Raw genomic sequence first — 23,268 nt, 5'->3', positions numbered from 1 at the left:
GTCGCGCTGGGCGGCCCGCTCGGCGTCTGTCGCGGTCACGTGGACGATGCTAAGCCGTCCGGGTGACGCACGCGCGCACCCGGACGGCCCCTGTGGACAACCCGGTCCGGCTACCGCGCGGGCCGGGTGAACACCGCCACCAGCCCCGCCACCACCAGCAGGGCCCCGGCCGCCAGGCAGGCCGCCAGCAACAGGGTGGTCGGGTCGACCGAGAACACCGGGATCGCGCTCACGGCCATCGCGATCGCGAACACGAGCAGCACCACACCCCAGAAGATCGTGCCGAAGCGTGCACCACGGCGCGCCCGCGCAGGTTCCGGTGCCGGTGCCGGTACCGGCGCCGCAGGTGGGAACGTCTGGGTCGTCTCGTCGTCGTTCGTCATCGTCTCGTCCTTCACTCGTTGACGGTCAGCGCACGGGGCACGTCGGCGGCGCCCCCGAGGATCCACAGGTGCACGGTCGTCGTCCCGACCGCATCGGTACCGGCGGACCGTGCCGCCCGGTTCTCGACGGTGGTCGTGCCGAACAGCCCGCCGCTGCCGTCGTCGCCGGAGTCGCCGTCGGTGTCGGTGTCGACGCCGTACCCAACGCCGCTCACCTCGACCCGGACCGGCACGTCGGTCGGCAGCAGCACCTCGGCCCCGCCGGCGCCGAGCCACAGGTTCACGTCCCCGCCGGCGTCGGTCTCGTCGAGGCCGCGCAGGTCGAGGGTCGGCCCGCCGACGAGCATCGCGTAGTTCCGTTCCGACCCGGCGGCGACGCTGTCGACCCGCCAGGTGGTCCCGCCGATCAGCGAGACCTGCGTGCCGGCGGGCAGCACCCCGGTGACGACCAGGGCGACGACCCCGATCGTCGAGAACAGGCCGAGGGCACCGTCGTCGCGTCCCCGGATCCCGGCGACGATGGTCGCGATCGCCAGCACGGCGACCGCCGCGGCGATGCCGAGCACCGCCACCGGCCAGGCCTCCGCCTGCGCCCAGACCGCGACGCCGGCCCCGGCGACGAGCGCCAGCCCGAGCGACACGGCGACGTACGCCGCGCTCGACCGTCGCTCGGCGCGGGTCGCGCGCCACGCGGCCGCCCGCTCCCGTTCGGCGCGCATCCGCTCGTCGTGTCGTCGCTGTCGGTCCTGCGGGGTACCGGGGGCGTTCCACTGCCAGGAGGCCCGGCCCGCGTCCGACGCCTCCCCCGCGTCCGCCGTCCACGCGGCTCCACCGGCCGGGCGCGGGTCGTCGGGGCTCGTCCAGAAGTCGCGCCGTGTCCCCGCTGCCGCGGCGGCGTCAGCGTCGGGCGCCGGCCCGTCGGTGCGACGACGCGCGACCACCACGGCCAGCCAGACGATCCCGCCGACGAGCGCGATGCTCCACGCCGTGCGCAGGGTCGCCTCGAGCCAGCCGGGCATCCCCCACGCCGAGGGCACGCCCTGCCACCAGATCCCCTGGACCGCGGGCACGAAGGTCAGCACCACGAAGACGCCGATCCCGATGAGCGCCGGGTCGAGCACGCCGCGGATCATCCGCTCGACGTGGATCCGTCCCGTGGTGTCCGGCAGCAGCGCCCACCCGACGGCGTACGCCAGGAAGACCGGACCGCCGAGCAGGGCGACGACGATCGCGACGCCGCGGACCACGAGCGGGTCGAGTCCGGTGCGTCGGGCCACGGCACCGCAGACGCCGGCGAGCCAGCGGTCGTCGGTGCGGGCGACGTCGAGTCCGCGGATCCAGTCGAAGAACCGGGCCGTCGAGTCGGCGTTCCCGGCAGCCGGGCCGGGAGCCGTGTCGTGCTGGTGATCGGTCATGGTCTCCAGCATCCCGGCCCGCGGTGGCCGACACCATCGGGGTTCCCCCTGACCGGTCCCTGATCCCTGCCCCGATCCCTGCTGGTGCGGGCGCCCGAGTGCCAGGATTGGCCCATGGCCACCGCTCGGATGACCCGCCCGACCCCCAGGGTCCTCGGCGGTGTCTGCAGCGGGTTCGCGACGCACACCGGTCTGCCACTCGGGGCCGTCCGGGCGGCGACGGCGGTCCTGGCCGTGTGCGGCGGGGCCGGGGTCCTGCTCTACGCGTGGCTGTGGGCCACCACTCCGAGCGCGACGTCGGCCGCGACGTCACCGCTCAAGGCCGTCCTCACGGCGCCCCGTGCGAACGGCGACGGCGACGCCGACGGCGACGGCGACGGCGACGCGACCGTGACCGTGAGCCGTCGAGCACCCGTCGTGGAGATCCTGCTCGGACTCGCACTGCTCGCCGCCGGGGGCGCGATCGTCGCTGTGCGCCTCGGCGCCCAGGTCCCGCTCGAGGTCGTAGTGCCCGGCGTCGTGGTCGCCACCGGTGCTGCCCTGGCCTGGCGGCAGTTCGACGCCCTGCGCACCGTCCGGGCCGCGGCGTCGTCGACCCTGGTCGTCCGGGCGCTCGGTGCACTGGTGCTCGTCGTGCTCGGCATCCTGCTGTTCTTCACCACGAGCGACCGGCCGAACGTGTGGACGGTGCTCAGCGCAGCGGTCGCGGTGCTGCTCGGCGTCGCCGTGGTCGTCGCGCCCTGGGTCGTCCGGCTCGTCCGGGACCTCGCCGACGAGCGCGCGGCACGGGTCCGCGACCTCGAGCGCGCCGAACTCGCCGCGCACCTGCACGACTCGGTGCTGCAGACGCTCGCGCTCATCCAGCAGAAGGCCGAGCCCGGCTCCGATGCCGCACGGCTCGCCCGGGCGCAGGAACGCGAACTGCGGTCGTGGTTGTTCGCCGAGCAGACCGAGCCGGCCCGTGACCTCGGCGCCGAACTGCGCGACGCCGCCGCCGACATCGAGGCCGAGTACCCGGTCCGCATCGACGTCATCGCGGTCGGCCCGTCGCGCACCGACCTGCCCGACGGTGTCGTCGCCGCTGCCCGCGAGGCGATGCTCAACGCCGCCCGGCACGCCGGCGGCACGATCAGCGTGTACGCCGAGACCGCGCAGGACGTCGTCGAGGTCAGCATCCGCGACCGTGGGCCGGGCTTCGACCCCGACGCCGTGCCCGAGGGACGGTACGGCGTGCGCGAGTCGATCACCGGGCGGCTGCACCGGCTCGGCGGCCGGGCGACCATCGCCCCGGGGCCCGGTCGCACCGGGACCGAGGTCCGGCTCCGGCTGCCGCTCGCGCCCACCGCCCCCCACCACGAGGAGGACGCATGACCGAGCCCGACCTGCTCACCGTCGCCGTCGTCGACGACCACTCCATCTTCCGAGCCGGCGTGCGCGCCGGACTGCCACCGGGCCTCCAGGTCGTGGGTGAAGCCGCCACCGTCGACGAAGCCGTGACGCTCGTGGCGACCACCGCACCCCGTGTCGTCCTGCTCGACGTCCACCTGCCCGGCGGAGCCGGCGGTGGCGGCGCCGAGGTGATCACGCAGTCCGCTGCCGAGCACCCGGGCACGCTGTTCCTCGCGCTGAGCGTGTCCGACGCGGCCGACGACGTCGTGCGGGTGATCCGGGCCGGGGCCCGCGGGTACATCACGAAGAGTTCGTCGAGCGCCGAGGTGGCCGAGGCCGTCCGACGGGTGGCGGAGGGCGACGCGGTGTTCTCGCCCCGCCTGGCCGGCTTCGTGCTCGACGCCTTCGGTGCGGTGAGCGGCGAGACCGCGCAGCACGACGCGGAACTCGACCGGTTGTCGGCGCGCGAGCAGGAGGTGATGCGCCTCATCGCGCGTGGGTACGCCTACAAGGAGGTGGCGGCGGAGCTCTTCATCTCGGTGAAGACCGTCGAGACCCACGTGTCGAGCGTGCTGCGGAAGCTGCAGCTGTCGAACCGGCACGAGCTGACGGCGTGGGCGCTGCAGCGCAAGCTGCTCTGAGCGCCCACGCGGTCACTTCGCGCTGATCCTGGCTGTGGATGGTGCAGTCTTGTTCACCGCCCCGACGGTCTCACTTCGCGCTGATGCGGGTGTACTTGTTGACCGCCCAAGGCACGAACACGACGAGCATCACGGCGATCCCGATCAGCACCGTCACGATCGGGTGCTGCATCGTCCAGATGTCCGGCACCGGCGCCGACCCGACGTTGCCGAAGAGTTCACGGGCCGCCTGCACGAGCGACGACACCGGGTTCCACTCCGCGAACACCCGCAGCACCAGGGGCAGCGTGTCGCTCGGCACGAAGGCGTTCGAGATGAACGTCAGCGGGAACAGGATCATGAACGAGGCGTTGTTGATGACCTCCGGCGTCTTGACGCTCATGCCGAGCAGCGCCATCACCCAGCTGAACGCGTAGCTGAACAGCAGCAGCAGGGCGATGCCGGCCAGGAACTCGAGCGGCGACGAGTTCACCCGCCACCCGACGGCCAACCCGGTGAGCATCATGATCGCCATCGAGATCGAGTTGAGCACGAGGTCGGAGTTGGTCCGGCCGACGAGCACCGCGGACGCCGACATCGGCAGCGTGCGGAACCGGTCGATCAGGCCTTCCTTCAGGTCCTGCGCCATCGCCGACCCCGAGAAGGTCGCCCCGAAGACGACGGTCTGCGCGAAGATCCCCGCCATCAGGAACTGCGTGTAGTCGGTGCCCTCGACCGCGATCGCGCCGCCGTAGACCTGGCTGAAGAGCAGGACGAACATGATCGGCTGGAGCACGGCGAAGACGAGCATGTCCGGCGACCGCTTGATCTTGATGAGGTTCCGCTTGGTGACGGTCCAGCCGTCCTCGAACCAGATGGCGACCGGCGAGGTGACGACGACGGGCAGCTGCCGACCCGGCGCGATGGTGGTGGCGGTCATCGGGCCGTCTCCTTCTGCTTGGTGGCGGCGGCTTCGTCGGCCTCGTCCTCCGTCGCGGCGTGGCCGGTGAGCCGCAGGAACACGTCGTCGAGCGTCGGTCGGCGCATGCCCGCGTCGTGCAGCTCGATACCGGCGTCGCCGAGGTCGGCGAGCACCCGCTGCAGCGCGGTGGGGCCGGCCTCGACCGCGATGGCGTGGGTGCGGCCGTCACCAGAGGCCTCGACGTCGCCGACACCGTAGCGCCGCAGGACGGTCGTCACGGCGTCACCGTCGGTCTCGTCCACCAGGGTCACGACCACCCGGTGGCCGCCGACCTGCGCCTTGAGGTGGTCGGCGGTGCCCTCGGCGATGACCCGGCCGTCGTCGATGACCGCGATGTCGTCGGCCAGCCGGTCGGCTTCTTCGAGGTACTGCGTGGTGAGCAGGACCGTGGCGCCCTCGGCCACCAGGTCCTCGATGATGCCCCAGAGCGCCAGCCGGCTGCGGGGGTCGAGGCCCGTGGTCGGCTCGTCGAGGAACAGCACGCGCGGGTTCATCACGAGGGCCCCGGCGAGGTCGATCCGTCGCCGCATGCCACCGGAGAAGCCCTTCACCGGGCGGTCCCCGGCCTCGGCCAGGTCGAACACGTCGATGAGCTCACGGGCACGCTCCCGCGACGTCTTCCGGCCCAGGTGGTAGAGCCGCCCGATCATCTCGAGGTTCTCGAAGCCGGTCAGGTTCTCGTCGACCGCGGCGTACTGCCCGGACACCCCGATGGACCGCCGGGTGGCCTGCGGGTCGGCGATCACGTCGATGCCGTCGATCGTAGCCGTCCCGGAGTCCGGGGTGATGAGGGTGGTGAGCACCTTCACGGTCGTGGTCTTGCCCGCGCCGTTCGGCCCGAGCAGCGCCTTCACGGTGCCCTGCGGCACGGACAGGTCGAGTCCGGCCAGTGCGTGCACCGGCCCGGACTTCGACCGGTAGGTCTTGGTCAGCCCGGAGGCTTCGATGATGGCCATGCCGCTCCCTTGTCGACCACGGAGAATATCAGTGGGTCGGTGGGAACTCGTGACCGGTCACTCAGATGCCGAAGTCACCACCGAAGTCACTGGAGCCACCGCCGAAGTCGGATCCGCTGTCACCCCAGCCCGCACTCTCGAACCCGCCGCCGTCGGACGCGCCACCGTCGGACGCACCGCCGTCACCGGAGTCGGCTCCAGTGTCCTCCGAACCACCGTCACCCGCAGCGTCAGTACCGCCATCGAACGATCCGGGGTCCGGCAGGAAGGCGCTCATGATCGCCGAACCGATGACGTAGCCGGCCACGGTGCCGAGGACCGAGGCACCGATCATGCTGCCGAACGACGGTCCGCCGCGCTGCCCACCGAAGCGGCCACCGCCGCCGACGCCACCGAGCGAGCGCTCCATGAAGCCCGGTTGGCGGATCTCGGACCGCGTCGCCGACTGCGCGAGCGAGCGGGGGTCGTCGCCGCGCGGGGCCTCGCCGGGAGGCGCCGTGCGGGTGAACTCGTCGTAGACCATGCGGCGCTGTTCGTCGGTCAGCTTCGCGAACGCCTCGGCGTGCACCTCTTCGATGCGCTCGGGCGGCGCCGTGCGGAGCAGGTAGCGGTACCGCTCCACCGCGCGCTCGTCGTCGGTCGCCGCGCCCTGCTGCTGCGCGGGTGCACCGCCCCACTGCGGCACGCCGTACTGGCCGCCCTGCTGCTGCCCGGCCGGCACCCCCGTCGGCGCGGGCTGGTGGTACGACTGCTGGCCGTACCGGTAGCCCTGCTGCTGCGGTTGCTGCGGCTGCCCCCACTGGTTCTGCTGCGCGTCGTACTGCTGCGCGTCACCGGTGCGGTCGCGGTCCGGACGTCCGAGCAGGCGGTCGAGGAATCCCATGGTCGATGCTCCTTCGGGTGCACGGGTGATCCGGTCGGACCGCCCGTGGCCTGCCACCCTATGGAGCGCGGTCGGCCGCTGACTGAGCGCCCGCTCAGAGTCAGCCGTGCGCCGCCGCGCCCGCAGGCGCACCGTGCGCACCTGCACGACCCGTGCCGGGTCGGCAGCACCGTGCGCGCCTACAGCACCGCACCCAGCGGCCGACCCCGCACCAGAACGCGGACCCCGCACCGTGCGCACCACCCACCCGACGGGAGGGCCGTACCCGACCCGCCCCGCGCCTCCAGTCCGCACCGTGCGCACCTGCACGACCCGTGCCGGGTCGGCAGCACCGTGCGCGCCTACAGCACAGCACCCAGCGGCCAACCCCGCACCAGAACGCGGACCCCGCACCGTGCGCCGGCCACACCTGCCGCGCGCACGCGCCGGCTCAGCCCGCCGCGGCGCCCACGGCGAGCGCGGCCGTCCACACCCCGTGCAGCTCGTCGGCGGCCCCGGGGTGCGCCACCAGGAACGGCTCCCCCACGGGCGGGAAGCCCTCGACCGGACCGGAGCGGGTCAGCACGATCCCGCCGGCCTCGTGCACGAGCAGCACGGCGGCCCCGTGGTCGACCGGGTTGAACGCCGACACGCACCCACCGATCCCCCGCCCGGCCGCGACCTGCGCGATGGTCAGCGTGCCGGAGCCCTGCAGCCGCAGCGTGCACGACCGGTCGGCCAGGGCGTCGAGGAACGCACCGAACCCGGGCCACGGCCGGTGCCCGTCGAGCTCGGTGCCGACAACCGCCCCGGCGAGCGGCCGCGGGGTGTCGTCCAGCTGGAGCGGACGGTCGCGCAGGGTGGCACCGCGTCCGCGCCGAGCCTCGAGGACCTCGCCCCGCCACGGGTCGGCCACGACGCCGACGAGCGGCCGGCCACCGCGGGTCAGGCAGAGCGACATCGACGTCCAGGGCACGCCGTTCGCCAGGTTCGTGGTGCCGTCGACGGGGTCCAGGTACCAGCGGTGCCGGTCGCCGGGTGCGTCGCCGTACTCCTCGCCGGTGAAGCCGTGCGTCGGGAACGCCATCCGGACGCGGGACCGGACGTGCTGTTCGACCAGTCGGTCCACGTCGGTGACGAGGTCTGCGGGGTTCGCCTTGGTCCGTACCTCGCTGACGGGGTGCTCGCGGGTGAAGGCGATGACCTCGTGCGCGATGCGGTGTGCCAGGGCTTGGGCGCGCGAGGCGACCTCGGTCTCGGTCGGTTCGCGGTCCCGTTCCGGCCAGCCGTCCCGCTCCGCCGACGACAGTGCGGCGCCGATCGCGCCGACGTCGTTCGTGGTGATCGAGTCGACGCCGAGCCGTGCCGCCCAGAGCGCCGGTTCGGCCTCGTCGACGGTCCAGACGGCGACCCGCAGCCCCAGGGCGTGCGCGACCTCGATCGTGCGCGGGGTGAGGAACGCGATGTCGAGGTTCAGGGTGGACGGGGTCAAGGCCTCCAGGTCGGCCGGAGCGGGCGGGTCGAGCGACTCCCACGCGAGCCAGACGTCGGCGTCGGGCAGCACCGAGCGGACCGCGGCCATCGCCGCCGGCGCTCCGCACCACGCCACGGTGGTGGACGCGGTGGAACCCACGACGGTGCGGGCGGCGACGAGTCCGTCGGCCGCGTCCGTCAGGTCGACCAGCAGCACCGAGTGGCAGCCGTCGAGCCGTTCGAGGGCGGCGTCGAGCCGCGGGATCCGGTCGAGGCCGTTGCCGAGCCGGGCGACGTCGCACCAGGCGACGTCGGACACCCGGCGGGCATCGCCCCACATCCGGCCGAGGGTCTCGTCGTGCAGCAGGACGGCGACATCGTCGGCCGTGCGACGGACGTCGACCTCGATGACCTCGGCGCCGAGCGCCTCGGCGACCGCGATGGCGGGCAGGGTGTTCTCGCGCCGGACGCGCGGCGCACCGCGGTGGGCGACGAGCCGTGGCGGACGCACGCCGGGCCTCCCGGTCGGGCTGGTGGCGACCACCTGGTCGGCGGGCGCCGACACCGGGGCGCTCATCGGGTGCCCTCGAGCAGGGCGCCGTCGCGGTACACGAGCACCTCGCCGAGGCGGACCCCGGTCTCGGTGCCGACCGTCGGGGGTGCTCCGGTGACGAACGCGCGGAGCTCGGCGCCGTCGGCGGCCAGCACGACCTCGGCGAAGTGCCCGCGCATCAGCACGCGGGCGACGGTCGCACGGATCGGCGAGTCGTCGGTGAGCACGACCTGCTCGGGTCGGATCAAGACCGTGTCCGCCACGGTGGGGCTGACCGACGTGCCGGCCAGGAACCGGCCGGTGACGGGGCTCGTCGACCCGATGAACGACGCGACGAACCCGGTCGCGGGGCGGGCGTACAGCTCGGTGGGCGTCGCGATCTGCTCGATGCGGCCGTCGTGCATGACCGCGATCCGGTCCGAGATGCTGAGCGCCTCGTCCTGGTCGTGCGTCACGATCACGGTCGTGATGCCGAGACGCTGCTGGATGCGCCGGATCTCGTCGCGGACACTCACCCGGAGCTTCGCGTCGAGGTTCGACAGAGGCTCGTCGAGGAGCAGCACGTCGGGCTCCTGCACGATCGCCCGCGCCAGGGCGACCCGCTGCTGCTCACCGCCCGAGATCGCGGTCGGTTTCGACCCGGCGTGGTGGCTCAGACCGACGAGGTCGAGCGCCTCCCGCACCCGCTCCGCCACCCGCTGCTTCGGCACGCGTCGGGTCCGCAGCGGGAACGCGACGTTCTGCGTCACCGTCATGTGCGGCCACAGTGCGTAGTTCTGGAACACCATCGCGCTCGGCCGACGCTCCGGACCGATCGACGTGACGTCGCGGTCCCCCATCGTCACGACGCCGCCGTCGGCGGGCAGGAACCCCGCCACCATCCGGAGCGTCGTCGTCTTGCCGCACCCGGACGGGCCGAGCAGCGAGACGAGCTCGCCCTTCGCGACGTCGAGGTCGATGCCGGCGACGACGTCGCGTCCGCCGAGCGTCTTGCGCAGTCCGCGGATGCTGAGTCCGCCGGATCGGGTCCGGTCCGTCGTGCTGCCATCGGCCGGGAGGCCCGTGGTGCGTTCCGCGACGAGCGTTGCGTCCGTCATCTGGTCGCCTTTCGTGCTGGTGGTGGTCATCGGATCTGGAAGCCGTCCGCCAGGCGGCCGCCCATGATGTGCTTCCGGGCGAGCAGCAGCAGGACCACGGACGGGATGCTCAACGCGATCGCGAACACGGCCGAGACCTGACGTGGGGAGTTGAGGACGAGCGAGTACACCGCCGTCGGCATCGTCATGTACGTCGGGGCTCCGACCAGGTACGTGCCCTGCGCCTCGTCGAACGACGCGAGGAAGGACATCACCATCGCGACGAGGATCCCCGGCCACGCGATCGGGAACGTCACCCGCCAGAAGGTCCGCCAGCGGCTCGCTCCGGCGTCGCGTGCTGCCTCCTCGAGGGACCGCGGCACGGCCGAGAACGCGGCGGCGGGCAGCCACGTCATGAACACGACGCAGCCCAGGACGTGCACGATCAGGATCCCGGTCACGGTGTTCATGAGGTTCAGCGCGGTGAACATGGCCGACATCGTGACGAAGAGGCCCATCTTCGGGAACGCGTTCGTGGCGAACAGCCCGACCAGGACGAGCCGTCGCCCGGGGAACTCGATGCGGCTGATCGCCCACGCGGCCGGCAGGCAGACCACCGCGGCGATGAGCACGGTCAGCGGGGCGAGGACGAGCGAGTTCTGGACGGCGACCGCCAGGCTCCGGTCCTCGAACACGGTGCCCCACCACTGCAGCGTCCAGCCGTCGGGCAACAGGTTCGGGTACGTCCAGGTCGTGGCGAAGGCACGAGCCGCCAGCCAGAGGAGCGGACCGAGCACGAAGACGGCCAGCACGACGGCGGTCGCCCAGACGAGGGTGTTCCCGGTGAGTCGCTTGATCACGGCTGCTCCTGCTTCTGCTGCTGCTTCCGCAGCTCGCCGGCGTTCGCCCGGACCGTCGAGCGCAGGTAGAACACGCTCGCGGCCGCGGCGAAGGCGAACACGATGAACGCCATCGCCGTCGACTGCTGCGGACGGTTGTAGGCCTGGAAGTACTTCGAGATGTCGACGCCGAGCATCGTCGGGGCGTTCGGACCGGTGAAGTACGGCACCGTGAACGACCCGAGGACCCCGATGACGGTGAACGTCGTCGCGATGACGAGCGGGGTCGCCGCCATCGGCAGGAGCACCTGCCAGACCACCCGCCACGTGCTCGCGCCGGCGTCCTTCGCGGCCTCGACCAGGGCGTCCGGAGTTCCCTGCAGCGCGCCGGCGATCATCAGCACCGCGAACGGCAGGCTCGTCCAGACGCTGCCGAACACCACGGCGACGAGGGTGTAGCCCCACACCGGGACGTCGAGGCCGAACTGGGCACCGAGGCTGCGGAGGAAGCCCTGCGCATCGGTGAACGTCAGGACCGACCAGCTCGCGATGACCACCGGCACGAAGAGCGGGACCACGGCCAGGACGCTGAGGCTCTTGCCGAGGAAACCACCGCGGAGCCGGAGGATCACCGCCACCGCCACGGCGAGCGCCACGGTCAGACCGGTCGACAACGCGGTGACCCCGAGCGTCGCGACGAGGTCGCGCAGGAACGTGGCGTTGCCGAGCAGGGTGCCGTACACCGCGAACGAGAAGCCGCGCACGGTGTCGCCGCCGATGTCCGCGAGTGCCTGGTTCAGGCCGCCGGTGAACCCGAGGCTGAACAGCGCGGCGTTCACCACCGGTACGCCGACGAACAGGACCACGACGAGGACGGGCGCCGCGACGAGGGCGAGGCCCTGCCACCGCCGACGGCGGTCGAGCCGCTCCTGGACGGACAGCCGACCTGCGGGGTCCGCGGTGCCGTGGGAGGGCGACGGGACGGGCGGGAGGCCCGTGGCGGAGTCGCCACGGGCCTCCCGGTCAGTTGCCGGGCCGTCCTGGACGGTCTGGGTCACTGCGGGACCTTCGCGTCCCACGCCGCGTTCATGTCGGCGGCGAAGTCGCTCTGGAACCCGAGGCGGAGCTGCGAGGGGTTCGCGTCGGCGAACTGCTCCGCGACCGACGCCGGCAGGCTGTCGAGCGGGATGACCGGGTAGCCGGAGACGGCGCTCGCGACGAGTTGCTGCCCCTTGGAGCTCAGGACGAAGTCGGCGAGCTGTTCGGCGGCGGCCTTCTTGGCCTTCGGCTCGGTCTTCGGGATGCCGAGGAAGCTCGCGCTGCCGGTGAACGACGGGTCGGTGATCTGGATCGCCTTGACGGTCTTCGGGATCACGCCGGTCTTCTGCGAGGTGATGAACTGGTCGCTCCACACCGGCGCCATCGCGATCTGGCCGCTGCCGAGCAGCTGCACGACCTGGTCGTTGCCGTTCGGGTAGACCCCCTTCTGGTACGTCGAGGGGCCGAGGTCCTTGAGCGCTGCGAAGCCCTTGTCCCACTTCGACTCGAGCGACTTGTCGTACGTCGTCTGCATCGTCGCCTGCTCCTCCGCGGTCAGGTACTTCGCGAGCACCGTGGCGACGAACGAGCCGCCGGAGCCGCCGGACGACGGGGAGTTGTACGCGAACTGACCGGGGTTGGCCTTGATCCAGGCGAGGAGGTCGTCGAGGCTCTCCGGCGGGTCCGTCACCTTGCTCGAGTCGTAGGCGAGCAGGACGCTCGAGGCGCGGTACGGGATCGCGCTGTCGCCGCCCTGCTGCTTCGTGGCCTCGGGGACGTCCTTCAGGTTCGGGATCGTGCTGTCGCTGACCGTGCTGAGCAGTCCGGCCTTGCCCGCGGTGCTGACGAAGCCGGCGTCGACCAGGTCGTACGCGACGGACTTGCCGGCCTTGACCGCGGTGGCCAGGTTCGCCTGGGTCTGCGCGTCGTGCTCGCCGTGCAGGTCGATGCTCGTGCTGACGTGGATCTTCGGGTTCGCCTTCTCGAAGGCGGGGATGAGCGACTTGTCCCAGAGGTCCTGGACGTTCGTGTCGCCGCTGATGAACACGGTGAGGTTCGTGGTGCCGCCGCTCGTGTCCGCGGCGTTCGAGGCGTTGGCGCTCTGGACGCAGCCGGACAGTGCGACGGTCGCGGCCGCCGCGATGGCGAGGCCGGCGAGGACTCGGGTCTTCACGTCGATGATCTCCCTGTTCCGTGGGGTGGGGTCGTCCGGGGTGGGGTGGTGCGGGGTGGGGGGGGTTGTGCGGGTCGTGCGGGGTGGTGTGGCGCGGGCCGTGTGGGAACGTTCCCGCGCCGAGGTCGAGTGTGGCGCTGCCGGGTGAACGCCGGGTGCCGCGGGCGTCGCCGCCGGGTGAACTCCGGGGGCCGCGGCCGGCGCAGCGCCTGCTCTGGTGCGAGGTTGATCACCCCGTGCGCCGCAACAACCTCGCACCGAGTGGCGAACTTCGCACGGCGCGCTCAGCGTCGCATCCGAACGCCTGCCCGCCGCAGCTTCGCGCGCAACGTCGCCTCGTCCCAGAGATCAGCCCATCGCAACCGCACGACGTGCCGGACGCCGGGCAAGGACCGCAGCCGGTCCTCCCGGTACTTCTCGGCGATGACCACGTCCTCCGCCGAACGCCCGTTCCGCATCGTCGGGTCCCGGTACTTCACCTCGCCGTCGAACTCGACCACGACGCCGGCCGAGGGGAACCAGAAGTCCACCACGATGTCCGGTTGCCCGGACGACCGGAAACGGTGCTGCAGGACGGGCTCCTCCGTGCCGAACTGATCGAACCGGGTGCGCGCGATCGACTCACCCGGCGAGTCCGACGCGGAGTCGGCGAAGTCCACCGCACGGAGCGCGCGACGGCGCCCCTTGGGGCCACGTCGCGCGATCGTGTCGCGCACGGCTGCTCGGGGAAGACCCCGACGGAGCAGGTCGTCAAGCGCCACGACGGCGTCCATGAACGGGAGCGTGAGGGCCACGTCGGCAGCGATCCGAACAGGTCCGCTCAGCTGCAGGCCTTCCGGCGTGCTGATCCGGTTCGGGTCTGGTACCGGGTCGAGGTCGGCGTGGACGACGAAGGAAGCATTCGTGGTCCGCCGATCACTCCCGACCGAGGTCACGTGCACTCGATCGGGCGGCGGCGACACCGTCGGCACACCGAGTACGACCGCCGCCGAGACGTGTGAGACGACCTGGTCGGGTCCGATGCGATCGGCGGACGCACCGACGCGGACCAGGTGCTGTTCCGCTGGCCGGAGGGCTGCCCAAGCGGCAGCGTCGACGAACTTCCCTCGCCCGATGCGGACGAGCTCCTGCGCGTCCGCCCGCCTCCTGATCACCTCGGACTCGGCTGGATGGTGCGCCGAGGTCCGGAGGACGGTGACGGCGGGAAGTGGGGCGAGGGCGATCTGACGGTTCACCCCGACGATGGTGATGGTCGGGGAACGGGAGCCGTCGGGACGGCGGCGGATCTGTGGACAAGACGAGGGCGACGCCCGCCTGTGGAGAGGCCGGAGCCGTCCGGGCTGCGAGACTGTCCGGGTGAACACACGCACCTGGGGTTGGCTCGCAGCCGTCATCGACGTCGTCCTCATCGTCGTCTTCGCGCTCATCGGCCGTTCCTCCCACGGCGAGGGCAACACCGCACTGGGGATCTGGACCACCGTCTACCCGTTCCTGGCGGGCTGGGCGATCGGGTACGTGACGAGTGGAGCCTGGGCCCGCCCGCTGCGCTTCTGGCCGACCGGCGTCGTCGTATGGATCCTCACGGTGTTCGTCGGCATGGCGATCCGCGTCGCCACGGGTCAGGGCGACGTCGACGGCAACCCGCTGCCGATCTCCTTCGTCATCGTCGCCACGATCGTGCTCGGGGTGTTCCTGCTCGGTTGGCGCGCGATCGCCCGCGGGGTGCTGCGCTTCACCGCGTCGCGGTCCCGGCAGGACGCCGCCGCGACCGAGGCGTGAACGCCAGCCGCGGGTCCCAGCCGACCATCCTCGACGTCGCCGCACGAGCAGGCGTCTCGAAGTCCGCGGTGAGCCGTGTCCTCTCCGGCACCGGACGGTTCTCCGATGAGACTCGCGAGCGGGTCGAGCGCGCCGCAGCCGAGCTCGGGTACGTCGCCAACGCCATGGCACGCGGGCTCGTCAGCGGTCGGACGCACACCATCGGCATGCTCGTCCGCGATGCGTCGTCGATGGTCTACACCGCACTGCACGCCGTGATGGAGCGCCGCGCGTCCGAGCTGGGCTACCGCGTCGTCACCACCACGGGTGTCGGCCGTGTCGAGGACGAGAAGTCCGCACTCGCCGCACTCGTGTCGATGCGGGTGGACGGCCTCGTGGTCTGCAGCGGCTTGATGCCGTCGGCCGACATCGCCGAGTTCGCCCCGCGGATCGCCACCGTGGTCGCCGGCCGGCCCGAACTCCACCCGGCACTGTCCAGCGTGTACTGCGACGAGGTGGACGGTGGCGCGACCATCGCCGACACCGTCGCCGACGCCGGCCATAGCACGGTCGCCGTACTCACCGTCCCACTCGACAACGCGATCACGCAGCACGCCCGCTCGACGGCGATGGTCGAACGGCTCCGCGCACGTGGTGTCCGGGTCATCGACATCGACGCCAGCTTCGTGCGACCACCGGACGACCTCGCCGCCGACCTGGTCGACGCGATGCACGAGTCGGACGTGACCGCGGTGATGTGCCCGACGGACCGGCTCATGCTCGACGTGTGCGAGGCGCTCGCACGCCGCGGTGTCCGGGTCCCGCACGATCTGTCGGTCACCGGGTTCGACGGCGTGTACCCCCTCGCGAGCGACTGGATCGGGTTCACGACGCTCGAGCAGCCGATCGAACGCATCGGCCGCGAGGCGATCGACCTCGTCATCGGCCGGATCGACGACCCGACGCGTGCCGTCGAGCACCGCTCACTCCGGGGCACCGTCGTGCCCGGTCGCACGCTGCTCCCCCGCTGACCGACGGACCGCGCACGGTGCGAGGTTGACCACTCGGTGCAGCGCAACAAGCGCGCACGGCGTGGTCAACCTCGCACCGGGCGAAGCCCGCGCCCGCGCGCGTCGCCGCTAGAACAGCCCGCTGCGCGGCCCCTCGTCCGGTCCGTCGAACCCGCGGAACATGTCGGACACGAGCGCCTCGATCTGCGGTTCGACCAGACGCTCGACCGCCTCGGCGATGCGCGGCCGGTGGTCGATGAGCGCCAGGCACACCGCCGTCCCGGTCGAGCGAGCGCACTCGTCGGACAGCTCGATCTCGTGCCGGAGCGCCGCCTTCGCCTCGTCCGACAGCGGCTCCCGCGGTGCCTGCTCCCCCGCGCCCGTCCCCGCCAGCTCCCCGAGCGTGAAGAGGAACGGCGAACCCGGCGAGGGCTCGGGATCGACGTCGAGGCCCTGGAACTCGGGCGACAGCCCCTCGGCCGGCTGGTACCCGGCGTGCCGCTTCCGCGCCGCGGCCCGCTCGAGCTCCCGCTGCAGCAGCGGCAGGTTCTTGGCGGTGTAGTCGTCGACCTCGTCCTCGACGATGGTCGAGATCCGGCCGATCAGCGCGTGCTGGACGGCGTGCGGGACGTCCTGCCCGAAGCCGGCGGCACTCGCGATCGGGGATCCGGTGCACTTCCGGCAGATGCGGGTGCGCGGGCGGGCGGTGCCGATCTGCCAGCGCGGCAGCCAGCGCAGCCAGACGTCGACAGCGCTGCGCACGCGTCCGTCGATGCCGTCCATGCCCCAACGATACGGAGCGGAGGCGCGGATCACCCGCTCATTCCGCGCGCCTGCCCAGAACGGCCGGGTTCTCAGGCCTTCGGTTCCGTCACGAAGTCGATGAGCTCCTCGACACGGCCGAGCAGCTGCGGCTCGAGATCGGCGAAGGTGCGCACCTGCCCGAGGATCCGCTGCCACGCCCGGGCAATGTCGGCCTGCTCGGCGTTCGGCCACCCGAGCGCCTGGCAGATGCCCTTCTTCCACTCGATCGACCGCGGGATCGTCGGCCAGGCCTGCAGTCCGACGCGGGCGGGCTTCACGGATTGCCAGACGTCGACGAACGGGTGGCCGACGACGAGCACGTGCGCGCCCCACTTGCCGCGCATCACGGCCTCGGCGAAGCGGGACTCCTTCGACCCGGGCACCAGGTGGTCGACGAGCACGCCGACGCGACGGTCTCGCGAGGGCTGGAACTCATCGAGCACCGAAGCCAGGTTGTCGACGCCGGAGAGCTCCTCGACGACGACGCCCTCGACGCGCAGGTCGGTTCCCCAGACCTTCTCGACCAGTTCGGCGTCGTGCTTTCCCTCGACCATGATGCGCGAGGGCAGAGCCACCCGGGCACGCTGCGACTCCACCGCGAAGGATCCGGACGCGGTGCGGAGGCGACCACCGTCGGACGCCTGCCGCACGGCGGGCGCGGCCCCGGGCCTCCAGTCCGAGTGAACGGAACCCAGCGAGCCCGGCGAGCCGGCAGCGGCTGCGGCAGACCGGCCGACCGGCGCCTGCGGGCGGCCCAGCGTCACGAGCTCGCCCTCGAGCAGGAACTGCCCGGTGAAGGGGAAGGAACGGGTGCGGCCCTTCCAGTCCTCGAGCGCGATGTTGCCCGCCTCGAGTCCGACGACGGCGCCGGCCCACCCGGAGTCCGGGTCCTCGAGCACCATGTCGCGTTCGAGCGGCACCTGCCGCACCTTCTTCACCCCGCGGGAGCGCCAGTCTCCCGAGAGCACGTCCCCGCCGTACCGGTCGTCGTCCACCCGCACGAGGGTACTGTCGACGTCGGCCCGGACGACGTCGACCGCGCCGACACCCACCATCTCGACGGAAGGCCTCCCGTGCGCGCAGCGATCATCCACGCCCCCAACGACATCCGCGTCGAGGAGCGCGACCGCCCCTCGGTCCTCACCCCGAAGGACGTCGTCGTCAAGGTCGTCGCCGCGTGCGTGTGCGGCTCGGACCTGTGGCCGTACCGCGGCGTCACGAAGACGAAGGAGCCCCGGCCGATCGGGCACGAACTCGTCGGCGAGGTCGTCGCCGTCGGCGACGCGGTCACCGACCTGCACGAGGGCGACTTCGTGATCTCCCCCTTCACCATGAACGACGGCACCTGCCAGGCCTGCCGCCACGGGATGACCAGCGGCTGCGACCACCTGTCCGGATTCGGCGGGAAGGACGCGTACGGCGACCCGGTCGGCGGCGCGCAGGCCGAGTACGTCCGCATCCCGGATGCGTCCGCGACGCTGGTCGCGGTGCCCGGCCCCGTCGACCCGGCGCTCGTGCCGTCGCTGCTGACCCTGTCCGACGTCTTCTCCACCGGGCACCACGCCGCGGTGTCGGCGGCGGTCGGTCCGGGCAAGACCGTCGTCGTGGTCGGCGACGGCGCGGTCGGCCTGTCCGCGGTGCTCGCGTCGAAGCGACTCGGAGCCGAGCGCATCATCGCCATGAGCCGGCACGCCGATCGCCAGGCACTGGCACGCGAGTTCGGCGCGACGGACATCGTGTCCGAGCGCGGCGAGGAGGGCGTCGCGGCGATCCGCGAGCTGCTCGGCGGCGACCTGGCCGACTGCGCGGTCGAGGCCGTCGGCACCGAGGAGAGCATGGACCAGGCGCTGCACTCGGTGCGCGCGGGCGGCAACCTCGGCTTCGTCGGGGTCCCGCACGGCGTGCCGACGATCGGTACGCGCTACCTCTTCGACACGAACATCGCCGTCGCGGGCGGCATGGCGCCGGCACGGAAGTACATCCCGGAACTGCTGCCCGACGTGCTGTCCGGAGCGATCGACCCCGGGCGCGTGTTCGACCTGGAGCTGCCGCTCGACGAGGCCGCCGAGGCGTACCGGGCGATGGACGAGCGTCGGGCGATCAAGGTGCTGCTGCGGCCGTAGGCGCCGGTCGCTCGCGGGCACCCGGCCGGCGCTCGGCGGGCCTCCGTCGGGGCGGCACGTTTCGCGCAGCAGAACGCGTGTTTCGAATCGGTAAACAAACCTTTCAGTAAAGAAGGTTGTCCGTTACAGTCCTCGACATGACCACACGAGGACGCACCCCCGGCCAACCCGGTCTGCTGCGCGTCCTGAACGACCGCGCGGCGCTCGAGCTGCTGCTCGACGACGGCCCGCTCACCCGCAACGAGATCGCCCAGCGCACCGGGCTCAGCAAGCCCACCGCAGCCGAGATCATCCGCCGGCTCGAGTCGGCCGACCTCATCCGCCAGGCCGGCACGGACACCCAAGCCGGACGCCGCGGGCCGAGCGCCGTCGTGTACGAAGCGATCACCGACCGCGACCTCGGTGTCGCGGTGGACGTCCAGCTCGTCGACGTCCGGTCGACCGTGGTGGACGCCGCCGGTCGCACGTTCCCGGTCGCCACCCACCGGATGTCCGAGGCCGAGGTGCGCTCCCCCGGCGCCGACATCGTCGCCGCAGCGATCTCCCGCGCAGCCGCCGCGGCCGATGTGGACCCCGAGCTCGTCACCGCGGTCGCGGTGGGTGTGCAGGCGAGTGTCGACCACGCCACCGACACCCTCATCTTCACCGACGGACTGCCCGGCTGGCCCCGCGAGCAGGTCAGCGCGACCCTCTCCGCCGAGCTCGGGGTCCACGTCGTCGTCGAGAACGACGCCAACCTCGCCGCCATCGCCGAACGCAACATGGGGGCCGGTCGAGCACCCGGGTCGTTCGCGCTCTTCTGGATGGCCGAGGGCCTCGGCATGGCCCTCGACCTGCACGGTCACCTGCACACCGGCGCTTCCGGTGCCGCGGGTGAGATCGGCTACCTCAGCGTGCCCGCCGACGCACGCTCCATCGACCCGACGGCCACGATCGTCGCGGACCTCATCTCCGAGTCCGCGATCATCGCCCTGGCCGCCGAGCACGGGATCACGGCACCGGGCGGCACCGCAGCCGACTGGCGCCAGGTGCTCCCGCAACTGCCCGGCCTGCCCGAGCAGCACCCCTTCACCGTCGCCCTCGGCGAGCGCGTCGGGCACAACGTGCTCCCAGCCCTCGCCGTGGCCGATCCCGAGACGGTCGTCCTGCACGGCCCGACCGGGATCGCCGGTGGCCCCGCCCTGGCCGCCGCCGTGACCGCCTGGCTCCGGACCCGCTCGCGCTGGTCCACCGCCGTGGTCGCGCCCGGCGTCCCCGACACCCCCGTCCTGCACGGTGCGCGGCACGTCCTCATCGACGTCGTCCGCACCGCGCTCGCGGACCGGCTCGAGCGCATCAGTGACGATGCCCCGACGCCGGACCCCGTCGAGCGCCCCTGAACGTTCCACCCGCACCACTCGAGGCACCATCACCCAGCCCTGTCACAGGGCTCTTCGTCGCGCCCGGAAACGGGCAGCGCCCGGAAACGGGCGGCGCCCGGAAACGGACGGCGACGGAGCGAGACCAGAGAGCGAGTACCGCCTTGTCCCTCCCCGAACCGAACGTCCCGCGCCGCCGGGTGTTCCGCCGCATCGCCACCGCCACGGCTGTCGCCGCCGCCGGTGCCCTCGTCGTCGCCGGCTGCAGCTCCGGCAGCAGCGCCGACTCGATCGAGAAGAGCGCCCCGAAGGAGCTCAAGGGCACCGTGTCCCTGTGGCACTTCTTCACCGGCCGTGAAGCCGGCGTCGTGAAGACCGCCGTCGAGGGCTTCGAGAAGGCCAACCCCGACGTCACCGTCGACATCCACGCCGGTCAGGACGACGAGAAGCTGCAGAAGGCGATCTCGTCCGGCCAGAACATCGACGTGGGCCTGTCGTACTCGACCGCCATCGTCGGCAGCTTCTGCTCCTCGGGTGCCTTCCGCGACCTGTCGCCGTACATCAAGCGCGACAAGGTCGACCTGTCCGACATCCCGAAGGCGGTGCAGTCGTACACGCAGTACAAGGGCACGCGCTGCACCCTGCCGGCCCTCGCCGACGTCAGCGCGCTCATGTACAACAAGCCGCTCCTCGAGAAGGCGGGCATCACGACTCCACCGAAGACCCTGGACGAGCTGAAGACCGACGCACTGAAGCTGACGACGTACAACGCCGACGGCTCCATCAAGCAGCTCGGCTTCAACCCGCTCATCGACTTCTACGAGAACTCGCCCGAGCACTGGGCGCCGATGGTCGACGGCTCGTGGCTCGACAAGGACGGCAACAGCGTGATCGGCACGTCCGACGCGTGGAAGAAGCTCATCACCTGGCAGAAGGGCTTCGTCGACGAGATCGGCTACGACAAGCTCAAGGCCTTCACGTCCGGCCTCGGGCAGGAGTTCGCGGCCGACAACGCGTTCCAGACCGGTCAGGTCGCGATGCAGATCGACGGCGGGTACCGCACGGCGTTCCTCAAGGACCAGAAGCCGGACCTCGACTACGGCACGTCCCCGACCCCGGTGATGGACGGCCTCGGCAACTACGGCTCGACGTACATCGCGGGCAACGTCGCGGGCATCGCGAAGGGGTCCAAGAACCCCGAGCTGTCGTGGGCGCTCCTGAAGTACCTGTCCACCAACACCGACGCGCAGGTCACGATGGGCAACGGTCTGAAGAACATCCCGACGCTCACCTCGGCGCTGGAGTCCCCCGACCTCGAGGTCGACGAGAACTACAAGACCTTCGTCGACGTCGCGGGCAACAAGGACACCATGACCTCGCCGGGCACCGCGGACGGTGCCGCCTACATCGGCACCTTCACGAAGTTCTGGCAGGCCTACCAGCAGAACGGCGGCGACCTCGACGCGAAGCTGAAGAAGCTGGATTCCGACATCGACAACGCGAACCAGCTGGCTGGTCCGTGATGAGCCTCACCACCAAGACGACCGGCCGGGAGGCGCGGCTCGCCCGCGCAGCCCGGCCCACGGGCCCGACGGGGTCCGGTCCGGTGCCCCCGACGGCTCCGCGACGTCGGCCCCGTTCCGCAGAGTCCCGGCGCCGCCTCGTCGCCCTGACGATGCTCGCGCCGGCCCTGGCGGGCCTGGTGATCTTCTTCGCCTACCCGCTCGTCGCGTCGATCTTCTACTCGTTCACGCGCTACAACCAGCTGCAGGAGCCCGAGTTCGTCGGGTTCCTGAACTACAAGTTCCTGTTCACCCAGGACCCGCAGATCGGGCCCGCGGTGGTGAACACGCTGTGGTTCGTCGTCATCCTGGTGCCGGTCCGGATCGTGTGCGGACTCCTGGTGGCCGGGCTGCTCAGCCGGGCCAAGACGGCCACCGGGTTCTGGCGGACGCTGTTCTACCTGCCCGCCCTGGTCCCGCCGGTCGCGAGCGTCGTGGCGTTCGTGTTCCTCTTCAACCCGGGCACCGGGCCGGTGAACCAGATCCTCCGGGTCTTCGGCATCGACGGCCCCCTGTGGTTCAACGACCCGGCGTGGTCGAAGCCGTCGCTCGTGATCCTGGGCGTCTGGGTGATGGGCGACATCATGATCATCTTCCTGGCGTCACTGCTCGACGTGCCGCGCGACCTGTACGAGGCCGCGTCGCTCGACGGTGCGAACGGCGTCCAGCAGGTCCGGCACATCACCCTGCCGACGATCGCCCCGGTGATCGGGTTCGCCGCCGTGACGGGGGTGATCGCCGCGCTGCAGTACTTCACCGAGGCGGCCGTCGCCTCGGGCGTCGCGAGCGGCAAGGCGACGATCGGTGGCGGGACCGCCGCCCAGCTCGGCTACCCGGGCACCTCGCTGCTCACCTACACCGAGCTGCTCTACCAGCACGGGTTCGCGAACTTCCAGTTCGGCTACGCGTCCGCCATGGCCGTGGTCCTGTTCGTGATCACCGCCGTGGTGCTCGTCTTCACGATGCGTCGGATCAGTGTGTTCCGGCCGGAGGAGTCCTGATGACCGCCGTCTCCCAGTCCCCGCTCGCCCGGGCGCCACGGGGTCCAGCGCCCCGCACCGGCAGGCCGCGTGGTCGCTCCCTGGTGTGGATCGCCGAGCACGCCGCTCTGGTGGCCCTCGGCGTCCTGACCATCGCCCCGATCGTGTTCGTGGTCCTGACCTCGCTGATGTCGAGCAACCAGGCCCTCACGGCGTCGATCGTGCCCCGGCCGTTCGACTTCTCGAACTACGCGCGGGTGTTCACCGAGCTGCCGCTCACGCAGTGGTTCGGCAACTCGTCGATGTACGCCGTCCTCGCCACCGCGTTCATGCTCCTCAGCTCGGTGCCCGCGGCCTACGCGCTCGCCCAGATCAAGTTCAGGGGCGCGAACCTGATCTTCACGGTGATCATCGTCGCGATGCTCCTGCCCCCGCAGGTCACCGCGGTGCCGGTCTACGTGATGTGGTCGCACCTGCACCTGACCGGCACCCTGTGGCCGCTCATCCTGCCGAACCTGCTCGGCGACGCGTTCAGCATCTTCCTGCTCCGCCAGTTCTTCATGACCATCCCGAAGGAGTACGGCGACGCCGCCCGCATGGACGGCTGCAGCGAGTGGGGCGTGCTCTGGCGCGTGGTCGTCCCGATGGCCCGCCCGGGCATCGCGTCGGCGGCGATCTTCATGTTCTTCCACTCGTGGAACGACTACTACGGCCCGCTCCTGTACGCATCCGAGAACCAGGCCGCCTGGCCGGTGGCGTACGGACTCGCCACGTTCCGCGGACAGCACGGCACCGACTGGTCGATGACGATGGCGATGACCGTCGTCGTCATGGTCCCCGTCGTCATCATCTTCTTCTTCGCACAGAAGGCATTCGTCGAGGGCATCGCGCTCACCGGCGTGAAGGGATAGCA

At 71.6% G+C, this 23,268-nt stretch carries 22 protein-coding genes; 9 read left to right on the top strand and 13 right to left on the bottom strand.

Annotated elements, in window-relative coordinates:
* Positions 1-110 precede the first annotated feature (110 nt).
* Together EDF51_RS05405 and EDF51_RS05400 are read right to left on the bottom strand one after the other, a co-directional pair.
* Positions 111-383 carry a hypothetical protein gene (locus EDF51_RS05405; protein ID WP_131878423.1) on the bottom strand — a complete coding sequence of 91 codons (273 nt, stop codon included), beginning with the start codon at positions 381-383 and terminating at the stop codon, positions 111-113.
* 11 nt (positions 384-394) lie between these two features.
* Positions 395-1,798: a PspC domain-containing protein gene (locus tag EDF51_RS05400; protein WP_165932312.1), complete on the bottom strand. Its 1,404-nt coding sequence runs from the start codon at positions 1,796-1,798 to the stop codon at positions 395-397.
* Positions 1,799-1,912: 114 nt separating this feature from the next.
* On the opposite strand from EDF51_RS05400, the gene EDF51_RS05395 reads away from it, so the two are divergent.
* Positions 1,913-3,169 carry an ATP-binding protein gene (locus tag EDF51_RS05395; RefSeq protein WP_133936846.1) on the top strand — a complete coding sequence of 419 codons (1,257 nt, stop codon included), beginning with the start codon at positions 1,913-1,915 and terminating at the stop codon, positions 3,167-3,169.
* Positions 3,166-3,828 carry a response regulator transcription factor gene (locus EDF51_RS05390; protein ID WP_131878417.1) on the top strand — a complete coding sequence of 221 codons (663 nt, stop codon included), beginning with the start codon at positions 3,166-3,168 and terminating at the stop codon, positions 3,826-3,828. Before EDF51_RS05395 ends, EDF51_RS05390 begins: the two co-directional genes overlap by 4 nt.
* 70 nt (positions 3,829-3,898) lie before the next feature.
* Here the strand turns inward: EDF51_RS05390 and EDF51_RS05385 are convergent, their stop codons facing one another.
* The 9 genes from EDF51_RS05385 to EDF51_RS05345 all read right to left on the bottom strand — a co-directional run bounded on the left by EDF51_RS05385 (position 3,899) and on the right by EDF51_RS05345 (position 13,995).
* Positions 3,899-4,747 (bottom strand): ABC transporter permease, encoded by an 849-nt coding sequence (locus tag EDF51_RS05385; RefSeq protein WP_123294045.1) that lies wholly within the window; start codon positions 4,745-4,747, stop codon positions 3,899-3,901.
* Positions 4,744-5,745, bottom strand: coding sequence for an ATP-binding cassette domain-containing protein (locus EDF51_RS05380; RefSeq protein ID WP_123294046.1), 1,002 nt, complete (start codon positions 5,743-5,745; stop codon positions 4,744-4,746). Before EDF51_RS05380 ends, EDF51_RS05385 begins: the two co-directional genes overlap by 4 nt.
* 61 nt (positions 5,746-5,806) lie before the next feature.
* Complete coding sequence (locus EDF51_RS05375) at positions 5,807-6,628, bottom strand: hypothetical protein (RefSeq protein ID WP_243648888.1); 822 nt, start codon at positions 6,626-6,628, stop codon at positions 5,807-5,809.
* 430 nt (positions 6,629-7,058) lie between these two features.
* Positions 7,059-8,657, bottom strand: coding sequence for an inositol monophosphatase family protein (locus EDF51_RS05370; RefSeq protein WP_133936850.1), 1,599 nt, complete (start codon positions 8,655-8,657; stop codon positions 7,059-7,061).
* Positions 8,654-9,730 carry an ABC transporter ATP-binding protein gene (locus EDF51_RS05365; protein WP_235036063.1) on the bottom strand — a complete coding sequence of 359 codons (1,077 nt, stop codon included), beginning with the start codon at positions 9,728-9,730 and terminating at the stop codon, positions 8,654-8,656. Before EDF51_RS05365 ends, EDF51_RS05370 begins: the two co-directional genes overlap by 4 nt.
* Positions 9,731-9,756: 26 nt before the next feature.
* A complete protein-coding gene (locus tag EDF51_RS05360) occupies positions 9,757-10,569 on the bottom strand; it encodes an ABC transporter permease subunit (protein ID WP_132099616.1) in 813 nt (270 codons plus the stop codon).
* Positions 10,566-11,606 (bottom strand): ABC transporter permease subunit, encoded by a 1,041-nt coding sequence (locus EDF51_RS05355; RefSeq protein WP_123294050.1) that lies wholly within the window; start codon positions 11,604-11,606, stop codon positions 10,566-10,568. The genes EDF51_RS05360 and EDF51_RS05355 overlap by 4 nt, the downstream gene beginning before the upstream one ends.
* On the bottom strand, positions 11,603-12,760 hold the full coding sequence (locus tag EDF51_RS05350; RefSeq protein ID WP_131878411.1) for an extracellular solute-binding protein: 1,158 nt from the start codon (positions 12,758-12,760) through the stop codon (positions 11,603-11,605). Before EDF51_RS05350 ends, EDF51_RS05355 begins: the two co-directional genes overlap by 4 nt.
* Before the next feature lie 284 nt (positions 12,761-13,044).
* A complete protein-coding gene (locus tag EDF51_RS05345) occupies positions 13,045-13,995 on the bottom strand; it encodes a hypothetical protein (protein ID WP_131878409.1) in 951 nt (316 codons plus the stop codon).
* 121 nt (positions 13,996-14,116) lie between these two features.
* On the opposite strand from EDF51_RS05345, the gene EDF51_RS20130 reads away from it, so the two are divergent.
* Positions 14,117-14,539, top strand: a complete 423-nt coding sequence (locus EDF51_RS20130) for a DUF3054 domain-containing protein (RefSeq protein WP_235035981.1) — start codon at positions 14,117-14,119, stop codon at positions 14,537-14,539.
* Positions 14,536-15,549 (top strand): LacI family DNA-binding transcriptional regulator, encoded by a 1,014-nt coding sequence (locus EDF51_RS05335; protein ID WP_131878405.1) that lies wholly within the window; start codon positions 14,536-14,538, stop codon positions 15,547-15,549. Before EDF51_RS20130 ends, EDF51_RS05335 begins: the two co-directional genes overlap by 4 nt.
* A 108-nt stretch (positions 15,550-15,657) precedes the next feature.
* On the opposite strand, the gene EDF51_RS05330 is transcribed toward EDF51_RS05335, so the two are convergent.
* Both EDF51_RS05330 and EDF51_RS05325 read right to left on the bottom strand, forming a co-directional pair.
* Positions 15,658-16,311 (bottom strand): spermidine/putrescine ABC transporter substrate-binding protein, encoded by a 654-nt coding sequence (locus EDF51_RS05330; protein WP_133936852.1) that lies wholly within the window; start codon positions 16,309-16,311, stop codon positions 15,658-15,660.
* 71 nt (positions 16,312-16,382) lie between these two features.
* Positions 16,383-17,327, bottom strand: coding sequence for a DUF3097 domain-containing protein (locus EDF51_RS05325; protein ID WP_123340804.1), 945 nt, complete (start codon positions 17,325-17,327; stop codon positions 16,383-16,385).
* Positions 17,328-17,405: 78 nt separating this feature from the next.
* On the opposite strand from EDF51_RS05325, the gene EDF51_RS05320 reads away from it, so the two are divergent.
* From EDF51_RS05320 to EDF51_RS05300, 5 genes are all read left to right on the top strand, one after another.
* On the top strand, positions 17,406-18,455 hold the full coding sequence (locus tag EDF51_RS05320) for an alcohol dehydrogenase catalytic domain-containing protein (RefSeq protein WP_123673174.1): 1,050 nt from the start codon (positions 17,406-17,408) through the stop codon (positions 18,453-18,455).
* Between the two features lie 137 nt (positions 18,456-18,592).
* Positions 18,593-19,834, top strand: coding sequence for an ROK family transcriptional regulator (locus EDF51_RS05315; RefSeq protein ID WP_134194065.1), 1,242 nt, complete (start codon positions 18,593-18,595; stop codon positions 19,832-19,834).
* Positions 19,835-19,977: 143 nt separating this feature from the next.
* Positions 19,978-21,336, top strand: a complete 1,359-nt coding sequence (locus EDF51_RS05310) for an extracellular solute-binding protein (RefSeq protein WP_243837076.1) — start codon at positions 19,978-19,980, stop codon at positions 21,334-21,336.
* Positions 21,336-22,376 (top strand): sugar ABC transporter permease, encoded by a 1,041-nt coding sequence (locus EDF51_RS05305; protein WP_207913218.1) that lies wholly within the window; start codon positions 21,336-21,338, stop codon positions 22,374-22,376. Before EDF51_RS05310 ends, EDF51_RS05305 begins: the two co-directional genes overlap by 1 nt.
* A complete protein-coding gene (locus EDF51_RS05300; protein ID WP_133936856.1) occupies positions 22,376-23,266 on the top strand; it encodes a carbohydrate ABC transporter permease in 891 nt (296 codons plus the stop codon). The genes EDF51_RS05305 and EDF51_RS05300 overlap by 1 nt, the downstream gene beginning before the upstream one ends.
* Positions 23,267-23,268 lie beyond the last annotated feature (2 nt).

The sequence above is a fragment of the Curtobacterium sp. PhB25 genome, assembly GCF_004365375.1.
Lineage (GTDB): Bacteria > Actinomycetota > Actinomycetes > Actinomycetales > Microbacteriaceae > Curtobacterium.
The sequence above is the reverse complement of the archived record's forward strand: the minus strand, read 5'-3'. Positions and strand labels throughout refer to the sequence as shown.